Genomic DNA, 15,308 nt, shown 5'->3' with positions numbered 1-15,308 from the left:
ACGCTGTTCGCGCCTCCGGCGGTGGTGGGCAGCACGCCCAGCCGGTCGAGCGTGATCCTGCTGACGCAGCTGCGCTGGATCGCGGTGTTCGGGCAGCTGGCGACCATCGTCGTGGTCTCGCAGGGGCTCAAGGTCCGCCTGCCGCTCGCGCCGCTGTTGCTGGCCCCGCTGCTGCTGATGGTCATCAACCTGTCGGTCGCGGGGGTGCTGCAGCGCCGCCGGGCCTTCTCGCAGCGCGAGCTGTTCTCGGCGCTGATGATCGACGTCGTGGCGCTCAGCTGGCAGCTCTACCACTCGGGCGGGGCGACCAACCCGTTCACGTTCCTGTTCCTGCTGCAGATCGTCATCGGCGCGATCATCCTGGAGGCACGGTGGAGCTGGCTGGTGGCGGTCAACGCCTGCCTGTGCATGACGCTGCTGACCTTCCGCTACGTGCCCCTGGCGCTGCCCGCGCCTTATGCCGCGGACCCGTTCCGGCTCTACATCCTGGGGAGCCTGTTCTGCTTCGTGCTGGCGGCGGTGCTGCTGATCGTCTTCGTCGCCCGGCTCGATCGCAACCGGCGCGAGAGCGACGCCCAGCTCGCTGCGTTGCGCCAGCGGGCGGCGGAGGAGGACCACATCATCCGCATGGGCCTGCTCGCCTCGGGGGCGGCGCACGAACTGGGCACGCCGCTGTCGTCGATCTCGGTGATCCTGGGCGACTGGAGCCGCGACCCGGTGCTCGCCGGTGACGCCGACCGCGCGGCCGACCTGGCGGACGTGCGGCGCGAGCTGGAGCGGTGCAAGACCATCGTCTCGGGCATCCTGATGTCGGCGGGCGAGGTGCGCGGGATCGACCCGGCGGTGACCGGGGTGCGCGCCTTCGTCGAGGACATCGCGCAGGAATGGCGCGGTCGCATGCCGGGAGACCTGCGGCTGGTCGACCGGCTGGACGAGGACGTGCCGATCATCGCCGACCCGGGCCTGCGGCAGGTGATCGGCAACGTCATCGACAACGCCGTCGAGGTCTCTCCCGCGCTGGTGGTGGTCGAGGCCTGGCTGGAGGACGCGGGCGGCGGGCGCGAGCTCGTTCTCACCGTCAGCGACCGCGGGCCGGGCTTCGCGCCCGAGATGCTGGAGCGGATCGGCCAGCCCTATGCCTCGACCAAGGGTCGGGACGGCGGCGGCCTCGGCCTGTTCCTGGTAGTCAACGTGATCCGCAAGCTGGGCGGCGCGGTCTCGGTCGAGAACCGGCGCGACGGCGGTGCGGTGGTGCAACTGACGATCCCGCTCGCTACATTGGCGCTGGACCCGCCCCCCGAAGGCGCCGACGAGGAGGACTCATGAGCGAGCCTGCAGCAGAGGCGCCCGCGGCCGGCGCCAGCCTCCTGATCGTCGAGGACGATCCCACCTTCGCCCGCACCCTGCGGCGCTCGTTCGAGCGGCGCGGCTACCGCGTGGCCTCGGCGGCGGGGCCGGAGGAGGCGGAGGAGCTCACCGCGGCGCAGGCGTTCGACTTCGCGGTGGTCGACCTCAAGCTCGGCGGCGCCTCGGGCCTGGCGGTGGTGGAGGCGCTGCACGCGCGCTCGCCGGCCACGCGGATCGTGGTGCTGACCGGCTACGCCAGCATCGCCACCGCCGTGGAGGCGATCAAGCTGGGCGCGGCGCATTACCTAGCCAAGCCGTCCAACACCGACGACATCGAGGCCGCCTTCGGCAGCCTGCGCGGCGATGCCAGCGTGCCGGTCGAAGGCCGCCCCAGCTCGATCAAGACGCTGGAATGGGAATACATCCACCGCACCCTGGTGGAATGCGACTTCAACATCTCGGAAACCGCGCGGCGGCTGGGGCTGCACCGCCGCACCCTGGCGCGCAAGCTCGAGAAGCGGCAGCTGTGACGGCGCGCGAGGTTCCCACCCCGCGTACTTTCCGCTATGCGCCTCGATGAGAAGCGTATGTCCCCGGTGAACGAGATCCATGGCCAGCTGTGACCTTTGCGTCGTCCGTAACCGGGCGATCTGTGCGGCGCTCGACGCCGGCGAACTGGCCGCGCTCAATGCGATCGGTCGCACCCGCAACCTCGACGCGGGGGAATCGATCATCTGGGAGGGCGAGGATTCGGTCCTGGTCGCCAACGTGATCGACGGCGTGCTCAAGCTGTCCACCAACACCGAGGACGGGCGCGAGCAGATCGTCGGCGTGGTCTACCCTTCCGACTTCATCGGTCGTCCCTTCGGCGGGACCACCGGGCATGGGGTCACCGCGCTGACCGAGGCCAAGGTCTGCGTCTTCTCGCGCCGCGACTTCGACGCCTTCGCGCGCGAGCACCCGGCGCTGGAGCACAAGCTGCTGGAGCGCACGCTGGGCGAGCTCGACCGCACCCGGCGCTGGATGCTGCTGCTGGGGCGCAAGTCCGCCGCCGAGAAGATGGCGAGCTTCCTGGTCGAGATGGTCGAGCGCCTGGCCGGCTCCGGCTGCCGGATCGACCGCGACCGGCCCAACCAGCGCATGCTCACCCTGCCGTTCTCGCGCCAGCAGATCGCCGACGTGCTCGGGCTGACGATCGAGACGGTGAGCCGCCAGTTCACCCGCCTGCGCCAGGAAGGGGTGATCGACCTGCCCTCCCGCCGCGAAGTGACGATCCTCGACTATGAGGCGCTGGTCGCCGAGGCGGGTTAACGGCCCGTCGCGCCGCGGCCAGGGCATGCTGCACTGCGGGAAACTTTGACCGCTCGCCGGAGTTCGCCAAGGCATGTTCCATTCTCCCATCGCGCCGGGCCGCCGCGCCGCCGTGGGCGCCGGTCATCCCGGACATCCCGGGCTGTTCAGCCGCCACGGGGCGGTGCTCTTCGTGCGCAACGCGGTGTCCTCCTGCTTCTGCTTCGCGGTCGACATGGCGCTGATCTGGCTGATGGTGTCGCAGCTGGGGATCGACAAGTTCGTGGCGGTGACGCTGGGCTTCCTTGCGGCCAACTCGCTCAACTACGTGCTGGCGCGGAGCTGGGTGTTCCGCGAGAGCGACCGCGGGATCTTCACCGGCTACTTCTACTACCTCGTCAACGCGCTGGTCGGGCTGGCGGTGATCCTGGGCGGCTTCGCGCTGCTGACGGGGCCGCTCGACACCCATTACCTGTTGGCGCGGGTGCTGGTGTCGCTGTTTTCCGGGACGCTGGTGTTCATCCTCAACGCGACGCTGAACTTCCACGAGGTTTGAGGGCGCCCGCGCGCGACACGCAAGCGAAAGCGCCCGCTGGCGAATGCGGGGTTACGCCGGGGCNAGCCGAAGAATGACATCGGGCCGGCGTCGGGGCGCCCGTGCAGGGGCACGGGGGGAGACCGTCTCGTGCGAACGGCCGGGTAGCAGTCGGCGCAGCCCGGCTCGGCCCTGGTCGAAGCGGTTCGGATCGGCGGTGCGGGCTCGCAAACTGGCGCCGTATCCGGCCTCCCGCGGCCGACCTTGCGAAGAAGGCACGGCAAGTGCGGAAAACCTGGGGTGGGGAGGGCCGCAAGCCGCCCTGCCCGATGAACCGCTCCGGTCGGACGCTGCGGCGTGATCACGACTTGTACGCCGTACCCGGCCCGCGACGCCGACCCGAAACACCCGGGCCGACGTGTACACCGCCGGCTCGGGATGTCGGGGCATATAACCGATGTGGTTACATATGTCAAGTCAGAAGCGGTAGGACAGCCCGGCGCTGACCACCCAGGGATCGAGGTCGTGCTTGGTCTCCAGCACCTTGGCCTCCCCGGCGTAGAACCGTGCGGTCGGCTTGACGAAGTACTTCTTGGCATCGAGCGAGATGCCGTAGCCGCTCTGGCCCAGCGCGATGTCGACGCCGCCCTGCAGCGCCAACCCGAGCGAATTGGACATCTTCACCCGGTCCACCCCCAGCGCCTCGGCCGTGGCGCCCGGCTTCTCGTCGAAGACGACGAACCAGGCCGGCCCTGCGCCGAGGTAGGGCTTGATCGGGCCGCCGGTGTCGAGATGCAGCTTGGCGGTCAGCGTGGCGGGCAGGATCAGCACGTGATCGACAAGCCGCGTGCCGGCCAGGTCGGCCGCGCCGTTGACGTGGTGCTGCGTGAAGCAGCAGATGGTCTCCACCGAGACCGCCTTGCTGAAGAAGTACTCGACCGCCAGCGTCGGCACGACGTTGTCGCTGGCCTTTGCGTCGACGTCGCCGACGCCCAGGGTCCCGAGCGTCGCGGCAAGCCCGGGATCGATCGACGTGATCTTGTCGATCCCGCCGTCCGGCAGCACCCCGGTCGCGAGCACCTTGACCTGGAGCTTGCCATCCGGGCTTCCGGCCAGCGCCGGCGTGGCGAGGGCGGTGGCGGCCGTGCCGGCGGTCAGGGCGGCGAGCAGGGTGATCGTGCGCATAGCTGTGTCTTTCCTTGCCGCCGAGGCCGCACCTTGCGGATCCCCCCTCTTGAGCGGCCCCCGCTCTTTGCGCTCCCGGTCGCCGAAGCGAATTGATCGGGCGCAACTGGTGGAAAATGGGTCGGGGGCTATCCCAGGGGGGCGGGGCTTCGACAGGCGCAGCCGAGCGGGGCAGGGAGCAGGGAGCACGGCGCCGCGAGCGGCGATCAGCTCACGTCAAGCACGGGCGAAACGTCTCGCCTCCTCCCAGCCGACCGGCGCAGGCGGAGCCTGTCGAAGCTCCGCCCCTAATTTTGATCGCCGTCAATGCGACTCCAGCCCCGAGCGCCCAAGGCCGGGACCGATCAGCAACTCATCTCGAAAAGAGCAGCTTATGGTTTCGGTCCTTGCACGGGCGGGCGTGTGGCTTGTCGTGCTCTTCCTGGCCGTGATGGCCTCCGCGCTGGCGGCGGACCAGGGGTTCGCCGTCCACATGGGGATCGTCGCGCTCGCGGCGTTCGCGGCCCTCTGGTTCGCGCTGCGCGGGGCCGACTACGACGGCATCGCGCGCGGCGTGCTGCGCTTCCCCGATGCCGGGCGCTATGACGACGACCCGATCCGCTGGGGCGTGATCGCGACGGTGTTCTGGGGCATGGCGGGCTTCGCCGCGGGCCTGTTCATCGCCGCGCAGCTCGCCTGGCCCTGGCTGAACCTGGAGCCGTACCTGAACTTCGGGCGGGTGCGCCCGCTGCACACCTCGGCGGTGGTCTTCGCCTTCGGCGGCAACGCCCTGATCGCGACGAGCTACTACGTCGTCCAGCGCACCTGCCGCGCGCGGCTGGCCTTCCCCGGCCTCGCCCGCTTCGTGTTCTGGGGCTACCAGCTGTTCATCGTGCTCGCCGCCACCGGCTACCTGCTGGGCATCAGCGAGGGCAAGGAATACGCCGAGCCCGAGTGGTACGTCGACTGGTGGCTGACGGTGGTGTGGGTGAGCTACCTTGCGGTGTTCGTCGGCACGATCGTGAAGCGCAGCGAACCGCACATCTACGTCGCCAACTGGTTCTACCTCGGCTTCATCGTCACGGTGGCGATGCTGCACGTGGTCAACAACCTCGACCTGCCGGTCAGCCTGCTCGGTTCCAAGAGCTACTCGCTGTTCGCGGGCGTGCAGGGCGCGCTGGTGCAGTGGTGGTACGGCCACAACGCGGTCGGCTTCTTCCTCACCGCCGGCTTCCTGGCGATGATGTACTACTTCGTGCCCAAGCAGGCCGAGCGCCCGATCTACTCCTACCGGCTCTCGATCATCCACTTCTGGTCGCTGATCTTCCTCTACATCTGGGCGGGCCCGCACCACCTCCACTACACCGCGCTTCCGGACTGGGCGCAGACGCTGGGCATGGTGTTCTCGATCATGCTGTGGATGCCGAGCTGGGGCGGCATGATCAACGGGCTGATGACGCTCAACGGCGCCTGGGACAAGGTCCGCACCGACCCGATCATCCGCATGATGGTGATGGCGCTCGCCTTCTACGGCATGAGCACCTTCGAAGGCCCGATGATGTCGATCAAGAGCGTGAACTCGCTCTCGCACTACACCGACTGGACCATCGGCCACGTCCATTCCGGCGCGCTGGGCTGGAACGGGATGATTACCTTCGGCGCGATCTACTACCTCGTGCCGCGGCTGTGGGGCCGGACGCGCCTCTACTCGCTGCGGATGGTGAACTGGCACTTCTGGCTCGCGACGCTGGGGATCGTCTTCTACGCCGCCTCGATGTGGGTCTCGGGTATCACCCAGGGTCTCATGTGGCGCGAGTACGGGGCTGACGGCTACCTGGTGAACTCCTTCGCCGACAGCGTCGCCGCGATCCACCCGATGTTCATCATGCGCGTCTTCGGCGGCCTGCTCTACCTCTCGGGCGCGGTCATCATGACCGTCAACGTCTGGGCGACGATCCTGGGCAAGCTGCGCCGCGAGGCCCCCCTGCGCGACGCCGCCTACGACGCTGAGCGCGACCGTCCGCTTCCGGCTCCGGCAGCCTGAGCGACGAAAGGACACACACCATGACCACCATCGTCGAACGCCACAAGACGCTCGAGAAGAACGTCACCCTGCTGGGCATCTGCTCGCTGGTCGTCGTCGCCATAGGCGGCATCGTCGAGATCGCGCCGCTATTCTGGATCGACAACACCATCGAGAAGGTGGAGGGCGTGCGCCCGTACACCCCGCTCGAGCAGGCGGGCCGCGACATCTACGTGCGCGAGGGGTGCTACACCTGCCACAGCCAGATGATCCGTCCGTTCCGCGACGAGACCGAGCGCTACGGCCACTACAGCCTGGCCGCGGAATCGATGTACGACCATCCGTTCCAGTGGGGCTCCAAGCGTACCGGGCCCGACCTCGCGCGCGTGGGTGGGCGCTATTCGGACAGCTGGCACGTCCAGCACCTGAAGAACCCGCAGAGCGTGGTGCCCGAATCGGTGATGCCGCAATACGGCTTCCTCGCCGAGCGCGACCTCCAGGTGCCCGATCCCGCAGCCAGCCTCACCGCGCTGCGCCGCGTGGGCGTGCCCTATACCGACCGCGACATCGAAAGCGCGCTGGCCGACCTCAACGCCCAGGCCGATCCCGAGGCGGACGCGGGCGATCTCGCCAAGCGCTATCCCAAGGCGCAGGTCCGCGACTTCGACGGCGATCCCAAGCGGGTGACCGAGATGGATGCGCTGGTCGCCTACCTGCAGGTGTTGGGCACCATGGTCGACGTCGACAGCGCCGCCGCGCAGGAGGAGCTGGCCTCGGAGAAGGGCCGATGACCGCGAGCGCGCACTCCACCTACGACATGCTGCGGCACATCGCCGACAGCTGGGGCCTGCTGGCGATGCTGGGGGTGTTCCTGGTGCTGGTCGCCTGGCCCTTCCGGCCCGGCCACCGGGCGAAGAACAAGGCCGCCGCCACCCTGATCTTCAAGGACGAGAACGATGTCTGAGCCCAAGGGACGTCTCGACGAAGCCACGCAGACCGAGACCGTCGGCCACGAGTGGGACGGGATCGAGGAACTGAACACGCCGCTGCCGCGCTGGTGGCTCTGGACCTTCTACGCGACGATCGTCTTTGCGCTGGGCTACTCGGTGGCCTACCCGGCCTGGCCGATGCTCTCCAAGGCGAGCGACGGCGTGCTCGGCTGGTCGAGCCGGAGCGAGCTGGCGGGAGACCTGGCGCAGCAGCAGCAGGAACGCTCGCGGCTGGTGGCGGAGCTGGCGATCACGCCGATCCAGTCGCTGCCCGGCAAGCCCGAGCTGATGCGGGCGGCGGTGGCGGGCGGGGCGGCGGCCTTCAAGGTCAACTGCGTGCAGTGCCACGGCGCCGGCGCAGCGGGCTCGAAGGGCTTCCCCAACCTCAACGACGACGACTGGCTGTGGGGCGGTGACCTCGCGGCCATCGAGCAGACGCTGATCCACGGCATCCGCCAGCCGGGCGACGACAAGACCCGCCAGTCGATCATGCCCGCCTTCGGCGCCGATGGCCTGCTGACGCCCGAGCAGATCGACCAGGTGGCGAGCCACGTCCGCTCGTTCTCCGGCAAGGCGCGGCCGAACGCCGCGGGCGCGCGGATCTTCGCCGACAACTGCGCGGTCTGCCACGGGCCGGCGGGCAAGGGGAGCCGCCAGTTCGGCGCGCCGAACCTCACCGACGCGATCTGGCTCGACGGCGCCAGCCACGAGGACGTGGCGGCGCAGATCGACCGCCCGCACCTGGGCGTGATGCCGGCGTGGGGCGGGCGGCTGGACCCTGTGACGATCAAGATGCTGGCCGCCTACGTCCACTCGCTGGGCGGCGGCGAGCGCTTCGCGGCCGTGCCCGATGCGACGCGCGAGCCGGCGGAGCAGGGCGCCCGCGCGGCCCCGCAAGGCCAGCCGAGCCCCACCCCCACGGAGGCACGCTGAGGCGGACGGGGCCGGCGCTCCCGGCCCGCGTCCCAACGGACAATCACACCATGACACAGGATCAGCAACTCGCCCGCAAGCCCGGCACGCCGCCCCCCTCGCTCTATGCGAAGCGCGAGCCGGTCTTCAATCGCCGCATCGACGGCAAGTTCCGCCGCCTCAAGTGGACGGTCATGGCGCTGTGCCTGGCGGTCTACTGGGGCACGCCCTGGCTGCGCTGGGACCGCGGCGCCTACGCGCCCGACCAGGCGGTGCTGGTCGATCTCGCCCGCCGGCGCTTCTACATGTTCGGCATCGAGATCTGGCCGCACGAGTTCTACTTCGTCGCCGGGCTACTCATCATGGCCGGCATCGGCCTGTTCCTGGTGACCAGCGCGGTGGGCCGCGCGTGGTGCGGCTATGCCTGCCCGCAGACGGTCTGGACCGACCTGTTCCAGCACGTCGACCGCCTGATCGACGGCGACCGCAACGCGCGCTTCCGGCTCCACAAGGCGCCGTGGGGTCCCGCCAAGATCGCGCGGCGCTTGCTCAAGTGGACGATCTACCTCGTCATCAGCTTCGCCACCGGGGGCGCCTGGATCTTCTACTTCGCCGACGCGCCGACGCTGCAGCGCACGTTCTGGACCGGCACTGCCGATCCGGTGGCCTACGCCACCGTCGCGGTGCTGACCGCCACGACCTTCGTGCTCGGCGGGTTCATGCGCGAGCAGGTGTGCATCTACATGTGCCCCTGGCCGCGGATCCAGACCGCGATGACCGACGAGAAGTCGCTCACCGTCACCTACAAGGACTGGCGCGGCGAGCCGCGCGGCAGCCTCAAGAAGGCGCAGAAGAACCCCGGCCAGTTCGGCGACTGCATCGACTGCAACCAGTGCGTCGCGGTCTGCCCCACCGGCATCGACATCCGCGAAGGGCCCCAGGTCGGCTGCATCACCTGCGCGCTGTGCATCGACGCCTGCGACCGGGTGATGGCCGAGACCGGCCGCCCCCGTGGGCTGATCGATTACGCGACGCTGGAGGACGCCGAGGCCGAGAAGGCCGGGCGCCCGCCGACCCGCCACCTCAAGCTGATCTGGCGCCCGCGCACCATCGCCTACTTCGCCGTGTGGGCGGGGATCGGCCTGGCCCTCCTGTTCCTGCTGGGCACGCGCGTCCACACCGGGCTGACGCTCGCCAAGGACCGCAACCCGCCCTACATCCTGATGAGCGACGGCGCAGTCCGCAACGCCTACACGCTGCGCCTGCGCAACATGCAGAGCCGCCCGCGCGCGATGGAGATCGCAATCGAGGGCCTGCCCGGCGCGCGCATGTGGACCGACGAGTCCTCGCGATCCCAGGCCGCCCGCGTGCTCACCCGCACCGTTCCCGCCGACGCCACCCGGGCCGTGCGCGTCTACGTCGTCGCACCCGCCACCACGCCCGCGCAGGACTTCGCGTTCCGCATCCAGGCCCGCGGCGAGGCGCGCGAGACCGATCGTTCCGCAGCCCGCTTCGACACGCCGCAGGAGGCGACCCCATGACCGTCCCGATCCGCAAGACCGCGCCTGCCCGGTTCACTGGCCGGCACATGACCGCCATCCTCGTCGCCGGCTTCGGCGTGGTGATCGGCGTCAACGTCGCGATGGCGACGCTGGCCAGCACCACCTTCGGCGGCGCGGTGGTGGAGAACTCCTATGTCGCCAGCCAGGACTTCAACCGCTGGCTCGACGAGGCGGCGCGCGAGAAGGCGCTGGGCTGGCACCTCGACGCGCGGCGTGGAAGCGGGGGTGTGGTGGTGGTGGATCTTGCCCTTCGACACGGTCAGGCCCTTCGACAGGCTCAGGATGAGCGGGGGGCGCCGCAGGCCGAGGGCGGGCGCGCCTTCGCACCGGCCCGCGAAGGACCAATCCCTCCCCGACCCGCTCAGGCTGAGCTTGTCGAAGCCCCCGCAGCCCCCGCCACGCTGACCGCCGTGGCCCGCCATCCCCTCGGCCGCCTGCCCGACGTCGCGCTCACCTTTCGCCGCGAAGGGGAGCGCTGGGTGAGCGAGCAGGCCTTGCCACCCGCCCGCTGGGTCCTGCGCTTCGAAGTCGCGGGGCAGGGTTCCCGGTGGCGCGCCGAGCGGGAGATCGGGGCATGACTGCGCTCGCGCCGGCCGCGCCTGTCGCGGAGACGCTGAGCGACACCCGCCTCACCGTGCCGGGCATGCGCTGCGCGGGGTGCATCGGCAAGATCGAGCGCGGGCTGGCCGAACTGCCGGGCGTCGCCGCCGCGCGGGTCAACTTCTCGGCCCGGCGCGTGGCCGTCCGGCACGCGCCCTCGCTCGACGCCGAGGCGTTGATCGCGGCGCTGCGCCGGCTGGGCTTCGAGGCCGAGCGCGCCGCCGACAACCCGCTGGCGCGCGACGACGGGGAGATGCGCCGACTGGTGCGCGCGCTGGGAGTGGCGGGCTTCGGCATGATGAACGTCATGCTGTTCTCCGTCTCGGTGTGGTCGGGAGCCGACGTCGCGACGCGCGGGATGTTCCACTGGATCAGCGCGCTGATCGCGCTGCCGGTGATCGCCTACTCGGGGCGGCCGTTCTTCGCCTCGGCGGCGATGGCGCTGCGCCATGGCCGCACCAACATGGACGTGCCGATCTCGATCGGCGTGGTGCTGGCGACGGGCATGAGCCTTTACGAGACCGTCACCGGCGGGGAGCACGCCTACTTCGACGGCGCCGTGATGCTGCTGTTCTTCCTGCTCGCCGGCCGCACGCTCGATGCGATGATGCGGGGCCGCGCCCGCTCGGGGATCGCCGCGCTGCTCGGACGCATGGGCCGGGGCGCGCACGTGGTCGGCGAGGACGGCGCCGCGCACTACCTGGCCGCCGAGGCGTTGGCGCCGGGCATGCTGATGCTGGTCGCGGCGGGCGAGGCGCTGGCGGCGGACGGCGAGATCGTCGAGGGGCGCACCACCATCGACGCCTCGATGCTGACGGGCGAGAGCGACCCGCGACCGGCCGCGCCGGGCGACCTCGTCCATGCCGGCATGATCAACCTCGGCAACCCGGTGCGCGTGCGCGTCACCGCCGCGGCGCAGGACACCGCGTTGGCCGACATCGCGCGGCTGATGGACGAGGCGGGGCAGTCCCGTTCGCGCTACGTGCGCGTGGCGGACCGTGCGGCGCGGCTCTACGCACCCGCCGTCCACACGCTCGCGTTCCTCAGCTTCTGCGGCTGGATGCTGGCAGGCGCGGGCGTCTACAAGGCGCTGACGATCGCCACCGCCGTGCTCATCATCACCTGCCCCTGCGCGCTCGGGCTGGCGGTGCCGGCGGCGCAGGTGGTGGCGGCAGGCGCGCTGATGCGGCGCGGGCTGCTCATCAAGGACGGCTCGGCGCTGGAACGGCTGGCGGAGGTCGACGAGGTGCTGCTCGACAAGACCGGCACCCTGACGCTGGGCGAGCCGCGCCCCGCCGGGCTCGAGGCGCTCGATCCGCAGCAGCGCGCCGTCGCGCTGAGCCTGGCCCAGGCGAGCCGCCACCCGCTCAGCCGCGGCCTCGCCCGTGCGCTGTACGACGCCGGCGTGGAGCCCGCCGCGATCGAAGGCGTGGCGGAGACCGCGGGCAGCGGCATGAGCGGCCACTGGCAGGGCCTGCCCGTCGCGCTGCTCCGTCCCGAGGTCGAGACCGGCGGGCTCGCGGTCGACCTCGCGATCGGCAGTGCGCGAACGCGGATCGCCTTCGCCGACCCGATGCGCCCCGACGTGCGCGAGACGCTGGCGGCGCTGGCAGGGCTGGGCCTGCCGGTTGCGATCGCCTCGGGCGACCGCACCGGCCCCGTCGGCGACGTGGCGCGCGCGCTGGGGCTCTTCGCCACCGCCATGATGCGTCCGGCGGACAAGCTCGCGCTGCTGGAGCGCCGGGCCGCGGTGGGGCACCGCGTGCTGATGGTGGGCGACGGGCTCAACGACGGGCCGGCATTGGCCGGCGCCCACGTCAGCCTCGCGCCGGGCGGGGCGAGCGACGTGTCGCAGCAGGCGGCCGACGCGGTCTTCGTCGGCGAGCGGCTGATGCCCGTGGGGCTTGCGGTCAGGGTGGCGCGCGCCACCATGCGCGTGGTACGGGAGAACTTCGCGATGGCGGTGGCCTACAACGTCCTTGCGGTGCCGCTGGCGATCGCCGGCTTCGTGACGCCGCTGCTGGCGGCGCTGGCGATGTCGGGCAGCTCGCTGCTGGTCGTGGGCAATTCGCTGCGGCTGGCGCGCGCGGCGGGCAAGGACCTGGTGGGCGCAGAGGTGAGGAGCGCGACATGACGATCCTGGGCTTCATGATCCCGCTGGCGCTGGCAATGGGCCTTGCCGGCCTCGGCGCGTTCCTCTGGGCGATGCGCAGCGGCCAGTACGAGGACCTCGACGGCGCCGCCAACCGCATCCTGATCGACGACGACGCGGCGCGATGACGCGGCTGCTCGCCCTGTTCGGCACGCTGGCGCTGCTGCCCGCGATGGTCGGGCCGCTGGAGGCGCAGGCGCGCACCCTGGCGGCGCCGCTCTGCGGCGGCGGCACCGCGCTCGTCCCCCTCGTCCCGCGCGACGCGCCGCCGGGGCCCCCGCAGGGCCCCTGCTGCGCCAAGGGGTGCCATTCCGACAACAAGCGCAAGCGGGTTGATCGAACGCAATGATCGTCGCCTTCGCCTGAGCCAGGGTCCGCGGCATGTGGACCTATCATCCCGAACTGCTCGCGGTGCCCGTGCCGCGCTACACCAGCTTCCCCACCGCCGCCGAGTTCGGCGAGGGCGCGGGCGCCGCTGAACTCGGCGCCGCGCTGGAAGGGGCCACGGGCGAAGTCTCGCTCTACGCGCACATCCCGTTCTGCGAGAAGATCTGCTGGTACTGCGGCTGCAACACCAGCGCGGTCCACCGCACCGGAAGGGGCTCGGCGCGCGTCGCCAGCTACCTCGACGCGCTGCACCGCGAGATCGACCTCGTCGCCGAGCGGCTGCCTGGGGCCGCGCGGGTGCGGCGCATCGCCTTTGGGGGCGGCAGTCCCAACGGCATCTCGGCGATCGACTTCGTGCGCCTGGTCGATGCGCTGACGCTGAAGTTCGCGACGTCGTGCCCGGTCATCTCGATCGAGCTGGATCCGCGCACCCTGGGGCAGGATTGGGGAGCCGTGATCCGCACCGTCGGCGTCGAGCGCGCGAGCCTGGGCGTGCAGACTTTCGCGCCCGCGCTGCAGCAGGCGATCGGCCGCATCCAGCCTGCGGCGATGATCGAGGACGCCACCGCCATGCTGCGCGCCGCGGGGGTGCGCTCGCTCAACTTCGACCTCATGTACGGCCTGCCGGGGCAGAGCTTGCACGACCTCGAGGATTCGCTGCGGCGGACCGTCGCGCTGGGGGCGGACCGGGTGGCGCTGTTCGGCTATGCCCACGTCCCGCACCTGATCGCGCGGCAGCGCCGGATCGATGCCGCGGCGCTGCCCGACGCCGCCGCGCGCTTCGCCATGGCGGCTTTCGGCCATGCGTTCCTGGTCGGGGAAGGGTATGTCCAGGTGGGGTTTGACCACTTCGCGCGGCCAGGCGACCCGCTCGCCCAGGCGACCCTCAGCGGGCACCTGCGCCGCAACTTCCAAGGCTTCACCGACGACACGGCGCCGGTCCTCGTCGGCCTCGGCGCCTCGGCGATCAGCAGCTTCCCCGCGCTTCTGGCGCAGAACGAGAAGAACACCGGCCGGTACCGCATGATGCTCTCGCAGGAGCGGCTGACGGCCACGCGCGGCATCGGGCGCAGCGCGGAGGATCGCCGTCGCGGCGCCGTGATCGAGGCGCTGCTGTGCCAGGGGCGCGCCGCGGTCGATGCGGACCTTCAGGCGGAGGCGTGGCCGCTGCTGCTGCCCTACTGCGACGCGGGGCTCTGCGAGGCGGACGGGAACGACCTGGTGATCCGGCCGGCGGGGCTGCCCTATGCCCGCTCGATCGCGGCGCGCTTCGATCCCTATCGCCGCCAGGCTCTGCACCGCTTCAGCTCGGCGGTGTGATCCGGGGACGGCTGCCCATTTGACGACGATCAATGTCGCCTGCGGTGGGTTCTGCGAAGAACCGTCGTGCCGGTCCTCGCACCACCCCCGCCCTGGCGGACCCCCGGTGCGAACCGCTTCTCCCCAACTCATGGGCGGCCCGACCTCGTGACGGGCCGCCCCTTTTTCGTCCGACGGCAGGGCGGGCCTGAACAGGCGACGCGGCCGCAGGCAAAAGAAAAGGCGGCCCGAAGACCGCCTCTTCCCTCCTCTCAACCGTAAAGCCGGGATCAGCCGCCCTTCGCTTCGCCTTCCGCGGACGCGATGGTGGACTGCATGTAGGGGATGGGGTTCACCGCCTCGCCGCTCACGCGCACTTCGTAGTGCAGGTGCGGGCCGGTGGAGTTGCCGGTGCTGCCGACGAAACCGATGATGTCGCCCTTGTGGACGCGCTGGCCTTCCGCGACGTTGAGGCGCGACATGTGGCCATAGCGGGTCTGCATCTCACCGCCATGCTCGAGCGAGACGAACAGGCCGTAGCCGCTGAACCACGAGGCGCGGCTGACGGTGCCATCGGCGGTGGCGTAGATCGGGGTGCCGACCGGGGCGGCGAGGTCGACGCCCTTGTGGCCGCGGCGACCGCCGAGGATCGGGTGCTCGCGCATGCCGAAGCTGCTGCTCATGCGCGAGGCGGTGAGCGGGTTGCGCGAAGGGATGGAAACCGAGGCCATGCCGCCAGAGACGGGGACCTTGGGCTTCGCCGCGGCGAGGCCGGTCTCCTCGTAATTCTGCCAGGAGCTGAACAGCTGGCGGAACTGCTCGTCCTCTCCGCCGGCGACCGACTGGTTCGCGGCCTGGGCGGTGCGCAGCGGGGCGGAGATGTCGGCCGCGGCGGCGCTGCTGTTGGCCATCGCGGGCTGGGCGGCGACGGTGAGACCCGCGGCGACGACGAGGCCGGTCACTGCGCGGAACTTGGCGAAGAAATTCGTTACGACCACTCGCAATACCTTGCTGTCCGCCGTAATCCGCTGAGGACTCGACGTTTTTG

General features: G+C 70.7%; 16 protein-coding genes. 14 read left to right on the top strand and 2 right to left on the bottom strand.

The features are described from left to right. Positions 1–3 precede the first annotated feature (3 nt). The 4 genes from ACFFJC_RS04805 (at position 4) to ACFFJC_RS04790 (ending at position 3,193) form a co-directional block, all read left to right on the top strand. The gene (locus ACFFJC_RS04805; RefSeq protein ID WP_379486469.1) at positions 4–1,326 is read left to right on the top strand and encodes an ATP-binding protein; all 1,323 of its coding nucleotides are present in this window, start codon (positions 4–6) and stop codon (positions 1,324–1,326) included. Then, on the top strand, positions 1,323–1,877 hold the full coding sequence (locus ACFFJC_RS04800) for a response regulator transcription factor (protein ID WP_379486356.1): 555 nt from the start codon (positions 1,323–1,325) through the stop codon (positions 1,875–1,877). The genes ACFFJC_RS04805 and ACFFJC_RS04800 overlap by 4 nt, the downstream gene beginning before the upstream one ends. Before the next feature lie 79 nt (positions 1,878–1,956). Beyond that, complete coding sequence (locus ACFFJC_RS04795; RefSeq protein WP_379486355.1) at positions 1,957–2,658, top strand: Crp/Fnr family transcriptional regulator; 702 nt, start codon at positions 1,957–1,959, stop codon at positions 2,656–2,658. Positions 2,659–2,731: 73 nt separating this feature from the next. After that, entirely contained in the window at positions 2,732–3,193 is a 462-nt protein-coding gene (locus ACFFJC_RS04790; protein ID WP_379486354.1) for a GtrA family protein, read from the top strand. Positions 3,194–3,649: 456 nt separating this feature from the next. On the opposite strand, the gene ACFFJC_RS04785 is transcribed toward ACFFJC_RS04790, so the two are convergent. Then, positions 3,650–4,357, bottom strand: a complete 708-nt coding sequence (locus ACFFJC_RS04785) for an OmpW/AlkL family protein (RefSeq protein ID WP_379486353.1) — start codon at positions 4,355–4,357, stop codon at positions 3,650–3,652. Positions 4,358–4,730: 373 nt separating this feature from the next. On the opposite strand from ACFFJC_RS04785, the gene ccoN reads away from it, so the two are divergent. From ccoN to ACFFJC_RS04735, 10 genes are read left to right on the top strand one after another with little or no spacing between them, the layout of a single operon-like run. Then, positions 4,731–6,380 carry a cytochrome-c oxidase, cbb3-type subunit I gene (gene ccoN / locus ACFFJC_RS04780; RefSeq protein ID WP_379486352.1) on the top strand — a complete coding sequence of 550 codons (1,650 nt, stop codon included), beginning with the start codon at positions 4,731–4,733 and terminating at the stop codon, positions 6,378–6,380. A 20-nt stretch (positions 6,381–6,400) separates the two neighbouring features. After that, positions 6,401–7,150 (top strand): cytochrome-c oxidase, cbb3-type subunit II, encoded by a 750-nt coding sequence (gene ccoO / locus ACFFJC_RS04775; RefSeq protein WP_379486351.1) that lies wholly within the window; start codon positions 6,401–6,403, stop codon positions 7,148–7,150. Next, entirely contained in the window at positions 7,147–7,323 is a 177-nt protein-coding gene (locus ACFFJC_RS04770; protein WP_379486350.1) for a cbb3-type cytochrome c oxidase subunit 3, read from the top strand. Before ccoO ends, ACFFJC_RS04770 begins: the two co-directional genes overlap by 4 nt. Beyond that, positions 7,316–8,281: a cytochrome-c oxidase, cbb3-type subunit III gene (ccoP, locus tag ACFFJC_RS04765; RefSeq protein WP_379486349.1), complete on the top strand. Its 966-nt coding sequence runs from the start codon at positions 7,316–7,318 to the stop codon at positions 8,279–8,281. The genes ACFFJC_RS04770 and ccoP overlap by 8 nt, the downstream gene beginning before the upstream one ends. A gap of 50 nt (positions 8,282–8,331) precedes the next feature. Continuing rightward, positions 8,332–9,801 (top strand): cytochrome c oxidase accessory protein CcoG, encoded by a 1,470-nt coding sequence (gene ccoG, locus ACFFJC_RS04760; protein ID WP_379486348.1) that lies wholly within the window; start codon positions 8,332–8,334, stop codon positions 9,799–9,801. Next, positions 9,798–10,400 (top strand): FixH family protein, encoded by a 603-nt coding sequence (locus ACFFJC_RS04755; RefSeq protein ID WP_379486347.1) that lies wholly within the window; start codon positions 9,798–9,800, stop codon positions 10,398–10,400. The genes ccoG and ACFFJC_RS04755 overlap by 4 nt, the downstream gene beginning before the upstream one ends. Next, on the top strand, positions 10,397–12,556 hold the full coding sequence (locus ACFFJC_RS04750; protein WP_379486346.1) for a heavy metal translocating P-type ATPase: 2,160 nt from the start codon (positions 10,397–10,399) through the stop codon (positions 12,554–12,556). Before ACFFJC_RS04755 ends, ACFFJC_RS04750 begins: the two co-directional genes overlap by 4 nt. Beyond that, positions 12,553–12,702, top strand: coding sequence for a cbb3-type cytochrome oxidase assembly protein CcoS (gene ccoS, locus ACFFJC_RS04745; RefSeq protein ID WP_379486345.1), 150 nt, complete (start codon positions 12,553–12,555; stop codon positions 12,700–12,702). The genes ACFFJC_RS04750 and ccoS overlap by 4 nt, the downstream gene beginning before the upstream one ends. Continuing rightward, entirely contained in the window at positions 12,699–12,923 is a 225-nt protein-coding gene (locus ACFFJC_RS04740) for a hypothetical protein (protein ID WP_379486344.1), read from the top strand. The genes ccoS and ACFFJC_RS04740 overlap by 4 nt, the downstream gene beginning before the upstream one ends. 32 nt (positions 12,924–12,955) lie before the next feature. Next, positions 12,956–14,281, top strand: a complete 1,326-nt coding sequence (locus ACFFJC_RS04735) for a radical SAM protein (protein ID WP_379486343.1) — start codon at positions 12,956–12,958, stop codon at positions 14,279–14,281. A 269-nt stretch (positions 14,282–14,550) separates the two neighbouring features. Here the strand turns inward: ACFFJC_RS04735 and ACFFJC_RS04730 are convergent, their stop codons facing one another. Continuing rightward, positions 14,551–15,258 (bottom strand): M23 family metallopeptidase, encoded by a 708-nt coding sequence (locus tag ACFFJC_RS04730; protein ID WP_379486342.1) that lies wholly within the window; start codon positions 15,256–15,258, stop codon positions 14,551–14,553. Positions 15,259–15,308 lie beyond the last annotated feature (50 nt).

Origin of the sequence: Novosphingobium soli, from assembly GCF_042432915.1 — a bacterium.
GTDB classification, from domain to species: Bacteria; Pseudomonadota; Alphaproteobacteria; order Sphingomonadales; family Sphingomonadaceae; genus Novosphingobium; species Novosphingobium soli.
Note: the sequence above shows the minus strand (reverse complement) of the source record. Positions and strands in the feature narration are given on the sequence as shown.

What these genes read in the sequence shown, in the direction of transcription:
- ccoO (WP_379486351.1), top strand. Translation starts at nt 6,401, where the DNA reads ATGACCACCATCGTCGAACGCCACAAGACGCTCGAGAAGAACGTCACC.
- ACFFJC_RS04750 (WP_379486346.1), top strand. Translation starts at nt 10,397, where the DNA reads ATGACTGCGCTCGCGCCGGCCGCGCCTGTCGCGGAGACGCTGAGCGAC.
- ACFFJC_RS04795 (WP_379486355.1), top strand. Translation starts at nt 1,957, where the DNA reads ATGGCCAGCTGTGACCTTTGCGTCGTCCGTAACCGGGCGATCTGTGCG.
- ccoG (WP_379486348.1), top strand. Translation starts at nt 8,332, where the DNA reads ATGACACAGGATCAGCAACTCGCCCGCAAGCCCGGCACGCCGCCCCCC.
- ACFFJC_RS04790 (WP_379486354.1), top strand. Translation starts at nt 2,732, where the DNA reads ATGTTCCATTCTCCCATCGCGCCGGGCCGCCGCGCCGCCGTGGGCGCC.
- ACFFJC_RS04735 (WP_379486343.1), top strand. Translation starts at nt 12,956, where the DNA reads ATGTGGACCTATCATCCCGAACTGCTCGCGGTGCCCGTGCCGCGCTAC.
- ACFFJC_RS04770 (WP_379486350.1), top strand. Translation starts at nt 7,147, where the DNA reads ATGACCGCGAGCGCGCACTCCACCTACGACATGCTGCGGCACATCGCC.
- ACFFJC_RS04740 (WP_379486344.1), top strand. Translation starts at nt 12,699, where the DNA reads ATGACGCGGCTGCTCGCCCTGTTCGGCACGCTGGCGCTGCTGCCCGCG.
- ccoS (WP_379486345.1), top strand. Translation starts at nt 12,553, where the DNA reads ATGACGATCCTGGGCTTCATGATCCCGCTGGCGCTGGCAATGGGCCTT.
- ACFFJC_RS04755 (WP_379486347.1), top strand. Translation starts at nt 9,798, where the DNA reads ATGACCGTCCCGATCCGCAAGACCGCGCCTGCCCGGTTCACTGGCCGG.
- ccoP (WP_379486349.1), top strand. Translation starts at nt 7,316, where the DNA reads ATGTCTGAGCCCAAGGGACGTCTCGACGAAGCCACGCAGACCGAGACC.
- ACFFJC_RS04800 (WP_379486356.1), top strand. Translation starts at nt 1,323, where the DNA reads ATGAGCGAGCCTGCAGCAGAGGCGCCCGCGGCCGGCGCCAGCCTCCTG.
- ccoN (WP_379486352.1), top strand. Translation starts at nt 4,731, where the DNA reads ATGGTTTCGGTCCTTGCACGGGCGGGCGTGTGGCTTGTCGTGCTCTTC.
- ACFFJC_RS04785 (WP_379486353.1), bottom strand. Translation starts at nt 4,357, where the DNA reads ATGCGCACGATCACCCTGCTCGCCGCCCTGACCGCCGGCACGGCCGCC.